At 47.9% G+C, this 17,194-nt stretch carries 8 protein-coding genes; all 8 read left to right on the top strand.

The window, feature by feature from the left end; genetic code table 11:
- The first annotated feature begins 113 nt into the window (after positions 1–113).
- Entirely contained in the window at positions 114–2,105 is a 1,992-nt protein-coding gene (gene uvrB / locus ACT89M_RS25250) for an excinuclease ABC subunit UvrB (protein ID WP_090923011.1), read from the top strand.
- 203 nt (positions 2,106–2,308) lie between these two features.
- Positions 2,309–5,167: an excinuclease ABC subunit UvrA gene (gene uvrA, locus ACT89M_RS25245; protein WP_154891278.1), complete on the top strand. Its 2,859-nt coding sequence runs from the start codon at positions 2,309–2,311 to the stop codon at positions 5,165–5,167.
- Between the two features lie 370 nt (positions 5,168–5,537).
- Complete coding sequence (locus tag ACT89M_RS25240) at positions 5,538–5,747, top strand: hypothetical protein (protein ID WP_090923015.1); 210 nt, start codon at positions 5,538–5,540, stop codon at positions 5,745–5,747.
- A 290-nt stretch (positions 5,748–6,037) separates the two neighbouring features.
- The gene (locus ACT89M_RS25235; RefSeq protein WP_308722761.1) at positions 6,038–7,207 is read left to right on the top strand and encodes a S1C family serine protease; all 1,170 of its coding nucleotides are present in this window, start codon (positions 6,038–6,040) and stop codon (positions 7,205–7,207) included.
- A gap of 42 nt (positions 7,208–7,249) precedes the next feature.
- The gene (locus ACT89M_RS25230; RefSeq protein ID WP_261769469.1) at positions 7,250–9,145 is read left to right on the top strand and encodes a stalk domain-containing protein; all 1,896 of its coding nucleotides are present in this window, start codon (positions 7,250–7,252) and stop codon (positions 9,143–9,145) included.
- 373 nt (positions 9,146–9,518) lie between these two features.
- Positions 9,519–12,032, top strand: a complete 2,514-nt coding sequence (locus ACT89M_RS25225; protein WP_154891275.1) for a U32 family peptidase — start codon at positions 9,519–9,521, stop codon at positions 12,030–12,032.
- Positions 12,033–12,357: 325 nt separating this feature from the next.
- Positions 12,358–15,984 carry a DEAD/DEAH box helicase gene (locus tag ACT89M_RS25220; protein ID WP_487344882.1) on the top strand — a complete coding sequence of 1,209 codons (3,627 nt, stop codon included), beginning with the start codon at positions 12,358–12,360 and terminating at the stop codon, positions 15,982–15,984.
- Positions 15,985–16,197: 213 nt separating this feature from the next.
- The gene (gene galU / locus ACT89M_RS25215; RefSeq protein WP_487344881.1) at positions 16,198–17,079 is read left to right on the top strand and encodes a UTP--glucose-1-phosphate uridylyltransferase GalU; all 882 of its coding nucleotides are present in this window, start codon (positions 16,198–16,200) and stop codon (positions 17,077–17,079) included.
- The last annotated feature ends 115 nt before the right edge of the window (positions 17,080–17,194 follow it).

The following is a 17,194-nucleotide window of genomic DNA, read 5'->3' as shown; positions in this document are numbered from 1 at the left end:
TAATTGAACGGGAACAAATATTCCTATTACTATAAGTTTTCCCAACTGGAAATTCGGGGAACTTCGACAATATATAGTGACTATTATTTTAGACGATAGGGTGAGATACGGCAATGAGCGATATTATTATGAGCGACAAAACGTTCGAAATCGAGTCAGAGTTTTCTCCCCAAGGTGATCAGCCTGCAGCCATTCAGGAATTGGTGAAGGGTGTTCAGGAAGGGAAGAGATACCAGACGCTTTTGGGTGCAACGGGTACGGGTAAGACGTTTACCATTGCACAGACTATTGCCAAGCTACAGCGGCCCACGTTGATTATTGCGCACAATAAGACACTGGCAGCACAGCTGGCGAGTGAATTCAAAGAATTTTTTCCAAATAACATGGTTGAGTATTTTGTCAGTTATTACGACTACTACCAACCAGAAGCCTATATTCCTTCCTCAGATACGTATATCGAGAAGGATTCGAGTATTAATGAAGAGATTGATAAGCTGCGACATGCCGCGACCAGTTCCTTGTTCGAACGTCGTGATGTCATTATCGTAGCAAGTGTATCCTGTATATATGGTTTGGGGTCACCTCATGACTATTCCAGTATGTTGTTGTCTCTGCGGGTTGGAATGGAGAAACCGCGTAATCAGATTCTGTCCCGTCTTGTAGAGATACAGTATCAGCGGAATGATATTAACTTTGTCCGTGGCACGTTCCGTGTCCGTGGCGATGTTATTGAGATTTTCCCGGCTTCCAAGGGTGAACATGCCATTCGAGTGGAGTTGTTCGGGGATGAGATCGAGAAAATTACCGAGATTGACGTCTTAACCGGAGAATTAATTGGTGAGCGCGAGCATATTGCTATTTTCCCGGCATCTCACTTCGTAACCCAAGAAGAAACGATGCGTGTGGCACTGGTGAACATCGAACGTGAATTGGAAGAACGGCTTGAAGTATTGCGTGAGCAAGGCAAGTTGCTGGAAGCACAGCGACTGGAGCAGCGTACACGTTACGATATCGAGATGATGAAGGAAGTCGGATTCTGCTCAGGGATCGAGAACTACTCCGGACCGCTGACCTTCCGTGAACGCGGGGATACGCCATATACCCTGATGGACTACTTCCCGGATGATATGTTGATCGTGGTGGATGAGTCTCACGTTACATTGCCGCAGATCCGCGCGATGTACAATGGTGACCAAGCGAGGAAGACTGTGCTAGTGGATCACGGTTTCCGTTTGCCTTCTGCACTGGATAACCGTCCGCTTAAGTTTGAAGAGTTTGAAGAAAAGATGAACCAGATTATCTATGTATCGGCGACACCAGGGCCTTACGAGATTGAGCATACCGATACGATGGTGCAACAGATCATTCGTCCTACTGGCCTGCTTGATCCTGTTATTGAGCTGCGTCCAACAAAAGGACAGATTGATGATCTGATTGCAGAGATTAACGACCGGATTGCCAAAGACGAGCGTGTGCTGATTACTACGCTGACCAAAAAGATGTCGGAGGACCTGACGGATTACCTGAAGGAAGTTGGCATTAAGGTCAGATATCTGCACTCGGAGATCAAAACACTGGAACGGATGTCCATTCTGCGTGATCTGAGGCTGGGTACCTTCCATGTATTGATTGGTATTAACTTGCTACGGGAAGGTCTGGATTTGCCGGAGGTTTCATTGGTCGCTATTCTGGATGCGGATAAGGAAGGTTTCCTGCGTTCCGAGCGTTCCCTGATTCAGACAATCGGGCGTGCCGCAAGGAATAGTGAGGGTAAAGTTATTTTGTATGGTGACAAAGTAACGGATTCCATGGATAAAGCGATAAAAGAGACCGAGAGACGCCGTACCATTCAGATGGAGTACAATGAAAAACACGGCATTACACCACAGACCATTCGCAAAAAAGTGCGTGATGTCATTGAGGCAACGAAGGTTGCTGAATCCAAAAACGAGTATCTGACCGGCGCCGCCGAGAAGATGTCGAAGAAGGAGCGCCAGTCGCTTATTCAGCGTCTGGAAGCGGAGATGAAAGATGCAGCCAAAAACTTGCAGTTTGAGCGTGCCGCCGAGCTTCGTGATGCATTGCTGGAATTGCGAGCAGAATAGATATAAGTCGATAGTGATTGAACTTGGATGATAAGAGAGAACGGCCAGTTTGGCCGTTCTCTTATTGAGTAGATTGAAGTAAATAAATGTATCCATTGACCCGATAATAAGACATGTTGAAATCGTAAAATCAGGTCTATACTGATAAAAATGACGAATTTGGTTAAGAGGTTTATAGAAAAGCAATGAGAGGATGAATACCATTGGCGAGCGAGAACATTGTCATCAAAGGCGCACGAGCGCATAACTTGAAAAACATCGATATTACCATTCCGCGTGACCGCTTTGTCGTATTAACTGGTTTGAGCGGATCAGGCAAGTCCTCGCTGGCGTTTGATACGATATATGCCGAAGGACAACGGCGTTATGTAGAATCATTGTCTGCCTATGCACGTCAGTTTTTAGGTCAGATGGAGAAACCGGATGTCGATTCGATTGAGGGTTTGTCGCCTGCGATCTCAATAGATCAGAAAACAACAAGTCGTAACCCGCGTTCCACGGTAGGAACCGTTACTGAAATTTATGATTATCTGCGTCTCCTGTTTGCTCGTGTCGGTCATCCGCATTGTCCGGATCACGGGATTGAGATAACATCCCAAACCGTAGAACAGATGGTCGATCGTATCATGCAATACCCTGAACGTACCCGGTTGCAGATTCTGGCTCCAATTGTTGCGGGACGCAAAGGGGAGCACAAAAGCGTTTTTGCCGATGTATCTAAACAGGGGTTTGTCCGTGTTCGGGTTAATGGGGAATTGCGTGACCTGTCGGAGGACATCCAGCTGGAGAAAAACAAAAAACATACCATCGATGTTGTCGTTGACCGGATCGTTGTGAAGGAGGATGTCCAAGCTCGATTGGCAGATTCCATTGAAACGGCACTTAATCTGTCCGGCGGGCAGCTACTCGTGGATATTATCGGTGAAGAAGAACTGCGCTTCAGTTCCAACTTTGCTTGTCCGGTATGTGGATTCAGTATTGATGAGCTTGCGCCGCGGATGTTCTCATTCAATAGCCCGTTTGGTGCGTGTCCGGATTGTGATGGTTTGGGTGTCAAAATGATTGTTGACCCGGACCTTCTTGTGCCGGATCGCAGTAAATCGATTGAAGAAGGAGCGTTTGATGCCTGGACAGGAGGAACGTCCACGTATTATCCGCAGTTTCTCAAATCCGTATGCGAACATTTCAATATCCCTCAGGATGTTCCTGTAGAGGATCTACCTGCTGATCAGATGAACAAGCTGTTGCAAGGAACAGGGTCTGAGAAAATTCGTTTCCGTTATGAAAATGACTTCGGACAGCGTAAAGAAGCATTAGTTACGTTCGAAGGGATCGTTAATAATCTGGAGCGTCGATATCGCGAAACAGGTTCAGAAGGTATCCGTGAGTTCATTGAAGGATACATGAGTGCCAAGCCTTGTGGTACATGTAAAGGGCAACGTCTGAAACGAGAGAGTCTTGCCGTAACCATTAATGACCACAACATGGCTTATGTGACTAGTTTGTCCATCGGTGAAGCGGGACGTTTCTTTGAGTCGCTGCAACTGACCGAAAAAGAACAGACCATTGCCAAACTGATTTTAAAAGAAATCAACAGCCGTTTGGGTTTTCTCGTTAACGTAGGTCTGGATTACCTTACGCTAAGCCGTGCTGCTGGAACGTTATCCGGTGGTGAAGCACAACGGATCAGACTAGCGACTCAAATCGGTTCCAGCCTGATGGGCGTGCTCTACATTCTGGACGAGCCAAGTATCGGACTGCATCAACGGGATAATGATCGTTTGATCTCCACGCTTGCACATATGCGGGATATCGGGAACACATTGATCGTTGTCGAACATGATGAAGATACGATGATGGCGGCGGACTATATTATCGACATTGGTCCAGGTGCAGGTATTCACGGCGGGACAGTAATGTCGCAAGGTACACCTGAGGAGATCATGAATGACGAGAATTCGTTGACAGGTCAGTACCTCAGTGGCAAGAAGTTTATTCCGATTCGTACCGAACGCCGAAGTGTTGGCGATCGCTGGTTGGAAGTGCGCGGAGCCAAAGAGAACAACTTGAAGAATCTGAATGTAAAGATTCCGGTGGGTGTGTTTACCGCTGTAACGGGAGTGTCTGGTTCAGGTAAATCTACACTGATCAACGAAATTTTGTACAAAACGTTGGCACGTGATTTGAATCGTGCACGAGTACGTCCAGGGCAACACAAGGAGATTCGTGGTCTGGAGCATATCGATAAAGTGATTGATATCGATCAGTCCCCGATCGGACGAACTCCACGTTCCAATCCGGCAACCTATACCGGTGTATTTGACGACATTCGTGACCTGTTTGCACAGACCAATGAAGCAAAAGTACGCGGATATAAAAAAGGCCGGTTTAGCTTTAATATCAAAGGTGGACGCTGCGAAGCCTGCCGTGGAGATGGAATTATAAAAATCGAGATGCACTTTTTGCCGGATGTATATGTGCCGTGTGAGGTTTGCAAAGGCAAACGTTACAACCGCGAAACACTTGAAGTGAAGTACAAAAACAAAAATATTGCAGATGTGCTTGAAATGACAGTGGAGGATGCAACTCAGTTTTTCGAGAACATTCCGAAAATTCATCGCAAAATGCAAACGTTGCTTGATGTAGGCCTTGGTTACATCAATCTCGGTCAACCAGCAACAACACTGTCCGGTGGTGAAGCACAGCGTGTGAAGCTTGCTTCCGAGCTGTATCGCCGTAGTACTGGCAAGACGATCTATATTCTGGATGAGCCTACGACTGGTCTGCACGTCGATGATATCGACCGACTGCTGAACGTCTTGCATCGCCTTGTCGATTCAGGAGAGTCTGTGCTTGTCATTGAGCATAATCTGGATGTGATCAAAACAGCCGATTATATCGTTGACCTGGGTCCAGAAGGTGGAAGCGGCGGCGGTACAATTGTAGCGACAGGAACACCAGAGGATATTATTAAAGTACAGGAATCCTATACGGGTAAGTATCTGAAACCTGTACTGGAGCGCGATACAGAGCGGAGCAGAGCTCTGCAACTGGCAGACTAGTAAGAGCACAGCGAATCTTTAAACTGTAAAATTAGATGAGAACCTTCTTTGCCTGGGAAATAGGCTGTGGATGTATGCCACCCCTTTTCTGCGGTGAGGAAGGTTTTTATTTCTCAATACGTGGTGTCAGGCTCTTTTTACATATTGTCTGTTACCGGTATCTGTCATACCTTGACTGTTAATAAGAATGTTTAATGAAAGTGTTTACATATTAGACCGGGTAAGCTTTTGCGGGCAAATCGGTCAATCTGGATTTTTTTCATTTTTCTGGATGATAGGGCTTGCATTACTAACAGGGTACGGATAACATAGAGGAAGAGTTTAGGGTATGTGTTGGTTGTTTAACTATGGTGAGGAGGTCTGTCTATCCATGTTGCTTGCAGAGGCTGCCACAGCGAGTACATCGAATTTTAATGCATTTGATATTTTTGTGATCTTGTTTACGATCCTGATTTTTATCGGATTGGTTCGGCTCCTTCGGGCACCGAAGAAAAATTTGTTTGCTATCGGGTTTACAGTTGTCAGTCTGCTGGTATTTTTGATGACAGACTACGCGATGATCACAGGTTGGTTTGGTTAATAGTAATATTAAGATGCATAGAAATAAGACCATGCAATAGTCATTTCGAACACTTTCCATGATGAATATGGAAGGTGTTTTTTCATGTCTGTATTCTCCGAAGGGAGGAAACTGAGAGAGTTTGATTATGTCGAAAAATAGCGAAAATTAAAACGATTGTATAGCCAGAATTTGTATGATACATTGAAGGATACCGATATTGCAGATGAGAGAGAAGATAGATTCGGCCAGGAATCGGCTGTCCAGTCGCGCAAGAAGGATGTATAGAGTAGAGAGGGTCAGGTGAAGTCATGATAAGGTTAGTAAAACGGACAACAGCCATGATGATGGTTGTTGTGCTCTCCATTGGTGTGATGACGGCGACGGCTGGTGCAGCAGCATCCAAGACAGGCATGCAAGCCAAGGTGATCGACGGCCAGGTGTATGTAAATACGAAAGATTTGGTTAAGATGTTCGGTGGCAGTGGACAATACGATGCCAAATCAGGAACGTATACGTATAAGGGAAGCGAAGCCATTCCCAAAGTGATTGAGAAGGTATCTCCGTCTGTGGTTGGGATTATAGGTAAAACGACGGAAAACCAGAACGGATCGGCAAACGATCGTTATAATCTGGCACATGGCACAGGCGTTATCATTCGCGCTAATGGATGGATTGTGACGAACGCCCACGTGGTTGATCAGTTGGTCGATCCGGTCGTTGTCACGACTGACGGGAATACATATAACATTACAGAATCGTTCAGTGATCCGTTAAGTGACCTTGCGCTGATTAAAATTAACGCTAAAGCACTCAAACCTGCGGTCTTTGCTAAAGCTTCGCAAGCGGCTGTGGGCGAAACGGTAATTGCGATCGGCACGCCGATCTCCTTTTCATTGCGTAACTCAGCCACGGTTGGCGTGATCAGCGGTCTGAACCGTGGGGTGGAAGCGTCCTACCGCTTAATTCAAACAGACACGGCGATTAATCCCGGAAATAGTGGAGGGCCGCTCGTTAACTTAAAGGGAGAAGTCGTCGGTATTAACTCCATGAAATTCTCTGCCGTGGGCATCGAGAGCATGGGTTTCTCTATTCCTGTAGACACCGTGAACTTTGTCATCAATCAATTTTTTAAATATGGAACGATCCAACGGGCAAGTCTCGGATTACAGCTGGAAGAGAGCTGGTCGGCCATTGTAGGTCTGCCTGCGGAAGATCCGTTGACGGTTACGAGTGTATTGAGTCCTGAAGCGAAGAAAGCCAAGATCAAGGAAGGGGATGCTATCTACAGCGTTGCGGGCAAACGTGTATCTTCGGTAGTCGATATCAATGAGCTACTCAAAGCCTACTTACCTGGACAAAAGGTAAAGCTGCTGGTGCAAACGGACGGAGACATCGTTACCCGCACATTGACACTTGTGGATCGAGCCTCTCTTGAGGAGCCGTCCGATGATTCGCTTTTAACGGATGAAGAACAATAAGCCCGGCAAGCAACCCGAATTGAGAGAGGACGAATGAACGGAATGAAGAAGTCATGGTTACGCGTGCTGAGCACGGGTGTATTAGCAGGGATGTTGCTGGCAAGCACAGCTCTGCCAGTATGGGCAGCTGATGATTTGATCACCAATGAGCTGCGTGTCAAAGCAGGAAGTACAAGTGCTTTTATGAATGGCAAAAAACAAAACATCACGAAACCCCTCACGATTAAAGGCGTGACATTGGTGCCTGTCGGCGTATTCAAAAAAGCCTTTGGCAGTGAAGTGCGGCTGGAGAAAAATGATGTCATCAAAATCAAGGAAGGTCCACACGTTGTGGCCTTGAGAATAGACAGTTCCATCGCATGGATTGACGGTGCCAAAGTGGAGATGGGGACTGCCCCCAAAATGGTGAATGGTGTGTTAATGGTTCCTCTTCGCCCGGTTGCTGCAGGAATCGGTGCAACGATTGCGCCGAACAGTTCGGGAGAGATCGTCATTCGTTTGCTTCAAACGGGTGAGGGTGTGGATGAGGACGGCATCGACCTGGACAAAGGGAAAACGAGAATTGGCAACAGCTATTATGGCTGGTCGATTCATTATCCAGCCGATCTTCTGGTGTTGCAAACGAATGAACAGGAACGCATGATGACCTTTGGCGCTACGGATGAAAGTTATTTTCTCGAAGTGTATGTGAGTGACCAGAATGTGGTACTGGATGCGGATGACTTGCTGACACAGCTCGTGCAGGTGGCTAAACAGGCAGGAGATACGGTACTGGACCGTGAAGCGGTATCTAAAGGAAACAATCCTTATGCAAGAGTTGTCGTCAAAGATGCGGATGGCGTGTTGTGGGAGTTACGCCAGTACATTCATGACGGTCGTCAATATGATGTCTACTTGGCGGATTATGAGGCGATTAATTATAAAGATCTGGGCAAACATGCTTCATTGCTCAACTCTTTTGAACCAAGATATTCGCAGTCAGATCGAACCATTAAGGATCTTTCCACGGTGGAGGACGACATGCGTGCGGCATGGAATGATGATTACGGAATTGAATTAAAGGTTCCAGCGGGCTGGTCCATGGACAATAATAATATGGTTTATAAAGATAAAGACGGTGCTTATTTGCAACTTCGAGTGACTTCAGCCAAGTCCGGTGCAACGGTGAAGGACTGGAGTGATCAGCTCGAGAAGTGGATGCGTGAAACCTTTACAGCCGAGAGTTATCAGCAAATTGGTTCATTTACAACGGAAATCTCTGGCGAAACTGCCGAGGTGAATGAATTCCGTTATAACTTCGGGTCAGGATGGCAGACGGAATATGATGTGCTTTTGCAGAAGAACGGATATCGTTACTACGCGGAGTATACGTTCCCTGAAGGACAGGCCGCAGACCGAGCATGGTTTGAACGAATTATGAAGAGTGTAGAGATTGATTTTGACACGGTAAAAGATAATTTCGGTCAGCTGGATGAAGATCCATATCTGACAGATAAAATGAAAACGATCACGCGTACGTCCAAAAACTATCATTACAGCGTGGATATTCCGCGCTACTGGACGCCGTATAGTGATCGGTTTGAAAGCTCACCAGTCGTTTATACCTTCACGGGTGGCAACTTCTCCATTGCAGCTACAGAGGACAAGTCGATTGAGATGACGGTTAGTCAGCTGAGAGAGGCCTATGCAGAGGCAGCCAAAACGCGAAAAAGCTTCAATCTGATCCGTAGCGAACAACTGACCTTTGCAGGTGTACCGGCATTCTCCTTCACGTACCATGAAGTGGATAAGGGTGTGCCGTATACAGGTCGTCAGATTGTGTTTGAAAAGGATGGAATCACGTATACGATCACGAGTGGTCTGAACGATGCGAACCGTACGCAAGTGCAGGCAGCCATGCTGGAAAAAGCAGTGAACTCATTTACTTTTATTAAATAACAATATAGATGTGTAGAAATTGCCGGAGGGTTAAAGAACCTTCCGGTTTTTCTTTGGCTGCGACTTTACAATGAATGGAATAAGGTGTGTAAATATGTTGAGAATGAGTGGAATCTCTATGGAAAAATGATGAAAATGACAAACGGTTTTTTCAGGAAACCGTAGAAGAGTCGGTGCAGAAGTGGTACACTATACTAGTTCAGGAGTTATTACTGCTGATTTGAGAAATAGAGAGACTGTAGGCCTTGATTTCAGGCAATACAGACATAATGTATAGATATAGTGATACTTGACGTTGACAGCAATGCAGGCGTACCGAAATACAGGTACCAAGGGAAGAACACTGGCTGAGGCCGGTATGGGGAGGATCTACATGAAAACAGCAACAATACGAAGAGAAGACGTTGAGCTTCTGGCACCTGCTGGGGACTGGGATTGCATGCGTTCGGCGGTAGCCAACGGGGCGGATGCGATTTTCTTCGGGGTCGAAAAATTCAATGCACGGGCACGAGCGAACAATTTCCGTATGGACGAGCTACCGGAGATTATGGCGTTTTTGCACAGTTACGGCGTAAAAGGGTTCCTGACTTTTAATATATTGATCTTTGAAAATGAGTTGAAAGATGCCAAAGAACTCATCGATGCCTGCGTAGATGCGGGTGTGGATGCTGTGATCGTACAGGATCTGGGTCTGGTCAAAATGATTCGTGAGATTTCGCCGGACTTTCCGATTCACGGTTCCACGCAGATGACGATTACGTCGCCTGAAGCGGTAGAGTTTACGAAGCCGTTTGACATGGAACGTGTCGTACTTGGACGGGAAAACAATCTGAAACAGATTCAAAAGATTGGTGATCAAGCGAAACTTCCGATGGAAGTATTCGTGCATGGTGCACTCTGCGTGTCCTATTCGGGTCAGTGTCTGACTTCCGAAATGTGGGGCGGACGCTCCGCGAACCGTGGAGAATGTGCGCAGGCGTGCCGTCTGCCGTACGATCTGATGGTGGATGGTGTTCACCAGCCGATGGGGGATGTGGCATATCTGTTGTCTCCCAAAGACCTGGCAGCCATTGATATCATGCCGGAATTGATTGAAGCAGGCGTAACGTCTTTCAAAATCGAAGGTCGACTCAAAACGCCAGAGTACGTGGCGAACGTAGTTAGCAAATATCGCAAAGCGATTGACCGTTATTTTGACGGTGACAATACACGGACAAGCAAAGAAGAGATTCGTGAGTTGCAACAGAGCTTCTCGCGTGGATTCACACATGGTTTCCTGGACGGCACGAACAACAAACAGCTGGTAGACGGGACGTTCCCGAAAAGCCGTGGCGTTTACCTGGGTCGTGTAGATCAAGTGCTGCGTGATGGTGTTGTGCTGAAACTGGATGCACCTGTGAAACGTGGAGACGGCATCGTGTTCGACGCTGGTGATCCAACGAAAAAAGAAGAGGGCGGACGTGTATATGATGTACGCCGCAAAGGTGTGAAGATCGAAGGCGAAGCCGGCGAAGGCTGGATCGTGGACATCGTACCAGGCCGCAGTGATGTAGACTTGCGCCGCGTAAAAGTCGGCGATAAGGTATGGAAAACCAATGACCCTGCGCTCGACAAACGTCTGCGTCAAAGCTTTGAGACCGATAAGCCTTACCGTGTCTTCCCGGTCAAAGTGAAAGTCATCGGCAGCCCGGGCCAGCCGCTCAGCACGTGGTGGACCGACGTGCAGAAGGGAACGACCGTGCGCGTGGATTCGGAGATGGAACTGGACATTGCCCAGAAACGTCCGATGACCCATGAATTGCTCGAGGAGCAATTCGGACGTCTCGGCGGCACCGTGTTCCAGCTTGAGGAACTAGACGTCAATCTGCACGGTGACGTCATCATCCCGATGCGCGAGTTGAACAATATTCGCCGTCAGGCGGTTGAACAACTCGCGGGCGAGCGCCCGAAACCGCCCGTCTACGTGAAGCGGGCGGTGGACGTGTACGGCGATGCGGCACAACCGGCATCGCCAGTAGCTCGCGGTCAAGCAGAGCTGACCGCGCTGTGCCGCAGCCTGCCACAAGTGGAGGCAGCGCTGGAAGCTGGCGTCGGCATGATCTACGCCGACTTTGAGTTTATCAAGCAATTCCCGGCAGCCGTGGAAGCTGTACATGCTGCAGGTCGTAAAATCGCGCTGGCTACGCCGCGTATTCATATGCCTGGCGAGAACGGCTATCACAACAATATCTTGCGTTTGGAGCCGGATGCGGTACTCGTTCGTAATACAGGTGCGCTTTACTTCTACCTGCGTCACCGTAGAATGAATCCGGACGCGAAGCATCCGCAGCTGATCGGGGACTTCTCCTTGAACATCGCCAACCACAAGGCAGTGGAATTGTTCCTGGAGGCAGGTTGCGACTGGATCACGCCGTCGTATGACTTGAACATTCAGCAGATGGTTGATCTGCTCGGTAACTCCCGTACAAGTCAGACCGAAGTGGTAATCCATCAGCATCTGCCGATGTTCCACACGGAGCACTGCGTGTACTGTACGTTTATGAGTGAAGGCACCGACTATACGAACTGCGGACGTCCTTGCGAAGAAAAGCGGGCTTCCCTGCAAGACCGAATTGGTATGTCTCACCCGGTACGTGTGGATGAGGGCTGCCGTAACACGGTATATAATGCCGTAGAACAGTCTGGTGCAGAGTATCTGACTAACTTTATGGATCTGGGTGTATCCCGTTACCGGGTCGAGTTCCTGGAAGAGACACCGGAGCAGGTGAAGGAAGTTATCGACCTGTACAACCGTGCACTACGCGGCGAGATCAGCGGAACACAAGTATGGAAAACCCTGAAAGCAACGAACCAATTGGGCGTTACACGCGGTCAACTGGTGAAATAAAACGGAACAACAAGCTATATAAGTTGAACTATTGTTTTACACAAAAACGGAGAGGACAGAAAAAACCTGAAAAAGCGAAGCGTTCGCCTAAAAGCTTTTTGCAAGAAAGCTACATCGGAAGCCTACGCTTATCACCGGATTTTCCCTTTTAGGAAAGGGAATCAAAAAAATCTGGGGATAACAGTGATTGGAAGGTTATTCTGTCATCGAAGTGCACGTGTAAACAACTGTGTTTCAACTTAATAAGCAACCCCAATCTCTGCTTTACGGAGCTCTTGGGGTTTTTTCTATAAAAGCGGCATCGGCAACCAAGGAGGTGTGAAGCGTGGCTCCATTTACGATGATGGATATCAAATTGCTGTGCGGGGTCACGGCATTCAAACACGGTGAAGAATATCAACAGTCTGGCAGGATTGGCAAGCTCGCTGTGAGTGAAGACGGACGTCATTATCAAGCTGTTGTTCGGGGGACGGAAGCCTACGAAGTGAAGGTAGACCTGGACGATGCGGGAGAGATTGAAGCGCATTGCAACTGCCCTGCATATGGCAACTATTATGACTATTGCAAGCATATTGCGGCTGTTCTGCTTGTTATTCATGAACGTGAGGATACACCAGAACTGTCTGGTGGCAGAGGGACACCTTCAAAAGTAGGCACACTGGTCGAAGAAGAGAAATGGGAACGGCCTTATTCAGATTTAAAATCTACAGCACAAGGTCAGCAATCGCAGCAATTGGAACAACCTCATCAACTTCATCAATCGCAGCAGCATAAGCCGCAGTCGTTGTCCCCTTCTCCTTTTGCACAGGCAGGTCGTCCGAGTTCAGCCTCAGGCTGGGGCCGCTCTGCGGACAAACCGTCCTACCGTACGGCAGACCAGATTTTATCCTTGTTTGCGAAGGATCGCAGATTGCCGCATGAACGAGAGTCAAAATACACAGCACCGGTTACCCGCTCCATGCTACGAGAAGAATTACAGGTACAGTTCATCTGTAAGCTGGTACATGTGCATAAAGGTGGAGCTAAGTTGGCGCTTGAATTAAAAGTGGGCAACAAACGGCTCTATGTCGTGCAGAAGGTTAAGCAGTTCCTGAACTGTATTGAAAAGGGCGAGCCCATGTCCTTCACCAAGCTGTTTCATTATGATCCGCTGCTACATGTGTTTCGGGCGGAAGATCAGGCTATCCTTTCCATGCTCATTCGTATGAGACAGAGTGAAGAGGCATACCGCGAGTCCATTTCGGGGTATCTAGGTGCTTCGGACGGTCGCGATATCCTGATCGCTCCAATTGTCTGGAAGCCACTGCTGGAGTTGCTTATGCAAGCGGATAGCCGCATGGAGGGCACAGGACTGGCAAATGGTCCGTTAACCCTAAGCGAGGGAGCATTGCCTCTATTTTACCGGATCGCAGAGGGGGCGAATGAAGGGTATCAGCTGGAGGTGTCAGGACTGCGTGAGTTGATTCTGCTTCCGGCATATGATGCGGCAGTCGTCGAGGGGCAGTTCTATATGTTAGAGCCGACGCAGATGAGAAGTTTGGAGGACCTGAACCGTGCGCTCACATCCTACGGCATTAAAGAAAGCATCGATATCTCGTCACAGCAGGTGGATGAGTTTGTGCAGCATGTTGTACCGGAACTGCGGACATTGGGGCATCTGTCGATTGATTCCCATGTGCGCGAACAGATTGCCGAACCCGAGTTGTCACCGAAACTGTATATCGACTTTTACCGGGAACGCATTACAGCACGTCTGGAATTCGATTATGGCGTCATGGTCATTAACCCGCTGGCAGAGTATTTAATTAACGAGGAAGAAAAGAAAGTCATCTTGATCCGTGACCGCTTCAAGGAACGCAATCTCATCGAGAGACTGGATCGTTCTTTTCTGGAGCGGGAGGGGAGTGTCTGGGCAAGCGAGCGTGAGGACGCCATCTATGATGTGATGTATCACCTGTTGCCTGAGCTCGAGAAGCTGGCCGATATCTATATGCCGAATGCCGTGAAAGCGATGATGCCAACGTATCCGGTACCGCCGAAGGTTCGTGCTGATCTGGGAAGAGGACTGGACTGGCTGGAGATTTCCTTCGAGATGGAGGGAGTCGACGAGCAGGAGTTGCAAGAACTGATGCGCAGCATTGTGGAAAAGAAAGCTTTCTTCCGCCTGCGAAGCGGTGTCTTTCTGTCACTTGAAAATGATGGCGCGAGCAGCTTCGCTCACATGGCTGACGCGCTTGGACTGGAAGCAAAGGATATCCAGAGCAGCCATATCCGGTTGCCTGCGGTGAGAGCGTTGCAGCTTCCGGGGAGAGATGAGGTTTCGGGTCATGTGAAATGGGGAGGCTCGCTCAAACGTTTCCTCGATGATCTGCGTGATCCGGACCGGATGGACTTTCCGTTACCTCAGACGCTGGCGCCCGTGCTGCGGGATTACCAGGCAAGCGGGTATCAGTGGCTTCGTACACTCGCACATTACCGGTTTGGCGGCATTCTGGCAGATGATATGGGACTGGGCAAGACGCTACAAAGTATCGCCTACATCACAGCTTCATTACAGGAAAGATCCGTGTATGAGCAGGGACAAGAGGCAGGGCTACCAGCTGATACAGACAACAACATCTCTAATAATTGGACCATGGATGGGTCTAAGCAGGCTTACTTGGCTAACGTCAGTGGAACGATAGATGATGCATGGCACACCTCGCAGCAAGACGGTCTGACCATTCGCACGCGAATGACACATCCGCCGGTATTGGTTGTTGCGCCTGCTTCATTAACTTACAACTGGGCGAATGAGTTTGCACGGTTTGCTCCGCATTTGAATGTATTGATCGCCGCAGGACAGAAGGATGAACGCGCCAGCATGCTGGCGGATATGGACAAGGCGGATGTGATCGTGACATCGTATCCGTTGCTACGACGTGATCTGGATACGTATTTCGGAAGAACTTTTCATACCCTGATTCTGGACGAGGCACAGGCAGTCAAAAATGCATCGTCCCAGACAGCGCAAGCCGTCAAACAAATTCAGGCGCCGCGCCGTTTTGCCCTGACAGGTACACCCGTCGAGAATTCACTGGATGAACTGTGGTCTATTTTTGAAGCCGTATTTCCGGGTTTATTCCCGAGCTACAGAAGATTTCGTGACTTGCCGCCAGAACGCATCTCGCGTATGGTACGTCCGTTCATTCTCCGTCGCTTGAAGAAAGATGTATTGGAAGAATTGCCGGATCGGATTGAGACGGTGCAACGCTCTGAGCTGACGGTCGAACAGAAAAAGCTTTACGCAGCGTATCTCTCTCAGCTTCAGGATGAGACAACTAAGGACATGGAAGACAACGGTTTCCAGAAAAACCGGATCAAAATTTTGGCCGGTATCACTCGCCTGCGTCAGTTATGTTGTCACCCGGCACTATTTGTTGACGGATATCAAGGGGATTCAGGAAAAATGGAGCAACTGCTGGAGACCGTCCAGGACTGTCTGGCCGCTGGCAAACGCATTCTGATCTTCTCCCAGTTTGCAAGTATGCTTAACCTCATTCGTCAGACTCTTACAGCGCAAGGCAACAGCTTGTTTTATCTGGATGGACAAACCCCTGCCCAGAGTCGTGTAGACATGTGCCGCAGGTTTAATGAGGGAGAAGCTGAACTGTTTCTGATCTCGCTCAAGGCTGGTGGAACCGGACTGAACCTGACGGGAGCCGATACCGTCATATTATATGATCTGTGGTGGAATCCCGCCGTGGAGGAACAGGCGATTGGAAGAGCTCATCGTATGGGGCAGAAACAAGTGGTTCAGGTGATTCGTCTTGTGACGGAGGGCACGATTGAAGAGAAGATTTTGGAGTTGCAACAGCGGAAAAAGGATTTGATTGCTGAGGTCATTGAACCGGGCGATGGAGGATCAACGACATTATCCGAGCAGGATATTCGCGAGTTGTTAATGGTGTGATAGAATTAGTGGGTGGTACAAACTCCTTTTTTGGTATCACCCTCTCATGTTTATGGGAAAACCACTAGAGAACGAGCCGTTGAAACGACCATATATCTGTTATACTTATTCTAACTTTTCAATACATAAGATTGAGGGATTGAATATCTCAATGATTCAAACGAATTGAAAACTTAAATGATAGTAATTGGAAATAAAAAGGAGAGTATAAACATGCGAATTCGTAAAGCAATTATCCCTGCGGCGGGTCTGGGAACTAGGTTCTTACCTGCGACGAAGGCAATGCCTAAAGAAATGCTTCCAATCGTGGACAAACCTACAATTCAATATATCATAGAAGAAGCCGTTGCCTCAGGAATAGAAGATATCATTATTGTCACAGGGAAAGGAAAAAGAGCAATCGAGGATCACTTTGATTATTCGTTTGAACTTGAGCAGAATCTCGTCGATAAAAAAAAGTGGGAGTTGCTAAGTGAGGTCCGAAAATCGTCAGAAATGGCAGATATTCATTATATTCGTCAAAAAGAACCTAAAGGCTTGGGTCACGCCATCTGGTGTGCCCGCAAGTTCATTGGTAACGAGCCTTTTGCTGTGCTTCTTGGAGACGATATCGTAGAATCTGACAAGCCTTGCTTGCAACAAATGATGGAAGTTTATGACGAATTACAGTCCCCTATTGTTGGAGTACAGCCTGTAGAATGGAACAATGTTTCTCGTTACGGTATTGTGGACGGAGAGTTGCTGGCTCGTACGGATGAACGTGTCTTTAGAGCACATCGTTTGATTGAAAAGCCGAAAACGGAGGATTCTCCTTCGAATCTGGCGATTATGGGCCGTTATATTCTTACTCCCGACATTTTTGAAATCTTGGGCAGGCAGTCTGCCGGTGTAGGCGGAGAAATTCAGTTGACGGATGCTTTATCCCGTCTGAACGAGCAAAGACAGATTCTCGCGTATCATTTTGATGGCTTACGCCATGATGTGGGTGAGAAGTTAGGTTTCATTGAAACATCCATTCACTATGCGTTACAGCGTCCTGATCTGCGGGAGGATTTGCTGAAGTATTTGAAAGACATCGTGGTATCAGCAGACTGATTAATGAATGTATTCCTTGCTTAAGTTATTGATCTACTATTTCTTTAGAACGCTTCTACCAAGGACAAGACAAAGAAGGTTTGCCTTATAAGGCAAACCTTCTTTCTATAAGATG

It is taken from the genome of Paenibacillus sp. NN59 (genome assembly GCF_057597225.1).
This window is presented reverse-complemented; position numbering and strand designations above follow the sequence as displayed.

Bases quoted from the DNA above. Each gene is read 5' to 3' on its own strand.
- uvrB (WP_090923011.1), top strand. From the start codon at position 114: ATGAGCGATATTATTATGAGCGACAAAACGTTCGAAATCGAGTCAGAG.
- ACT89M_RS25240 (WP_090923015.1), top strand. From the start codon at position 5,538: ATGTTGCTTGCAGAGGCTGCCACAGCGAGTACATCGAATTTTAATGCA.
- ACT89M_RS25235 (WP_308722761.1), top strand. From the start codon at position 6,038: ATGATAAGGTTAGTAAAACGGACAACAGCCATGATGATGGTTGTTGTG.
- ACT89M_RS25230 (WP_261769469.1), top strand. From the start codon at position 7,250: ATGAAGAAGTCATGGTTACGCGTGCTGAGCACGGGTGTATTAGCAGGG.
- ACT89M_RS25225 (WP_154891275.1), top strand. From the start codon at position 9,519: ATGAAAACAGCAACAATACGAAGAGAAGACGTTGAGCTTCTGGCACCT.
- galU (WP_487344881.1), top strand. From the start codon at position 16,198: ATGCGAATTCGTAAAGCAATTATCCCTGCGGCGGGTCTGGGAACTAGG.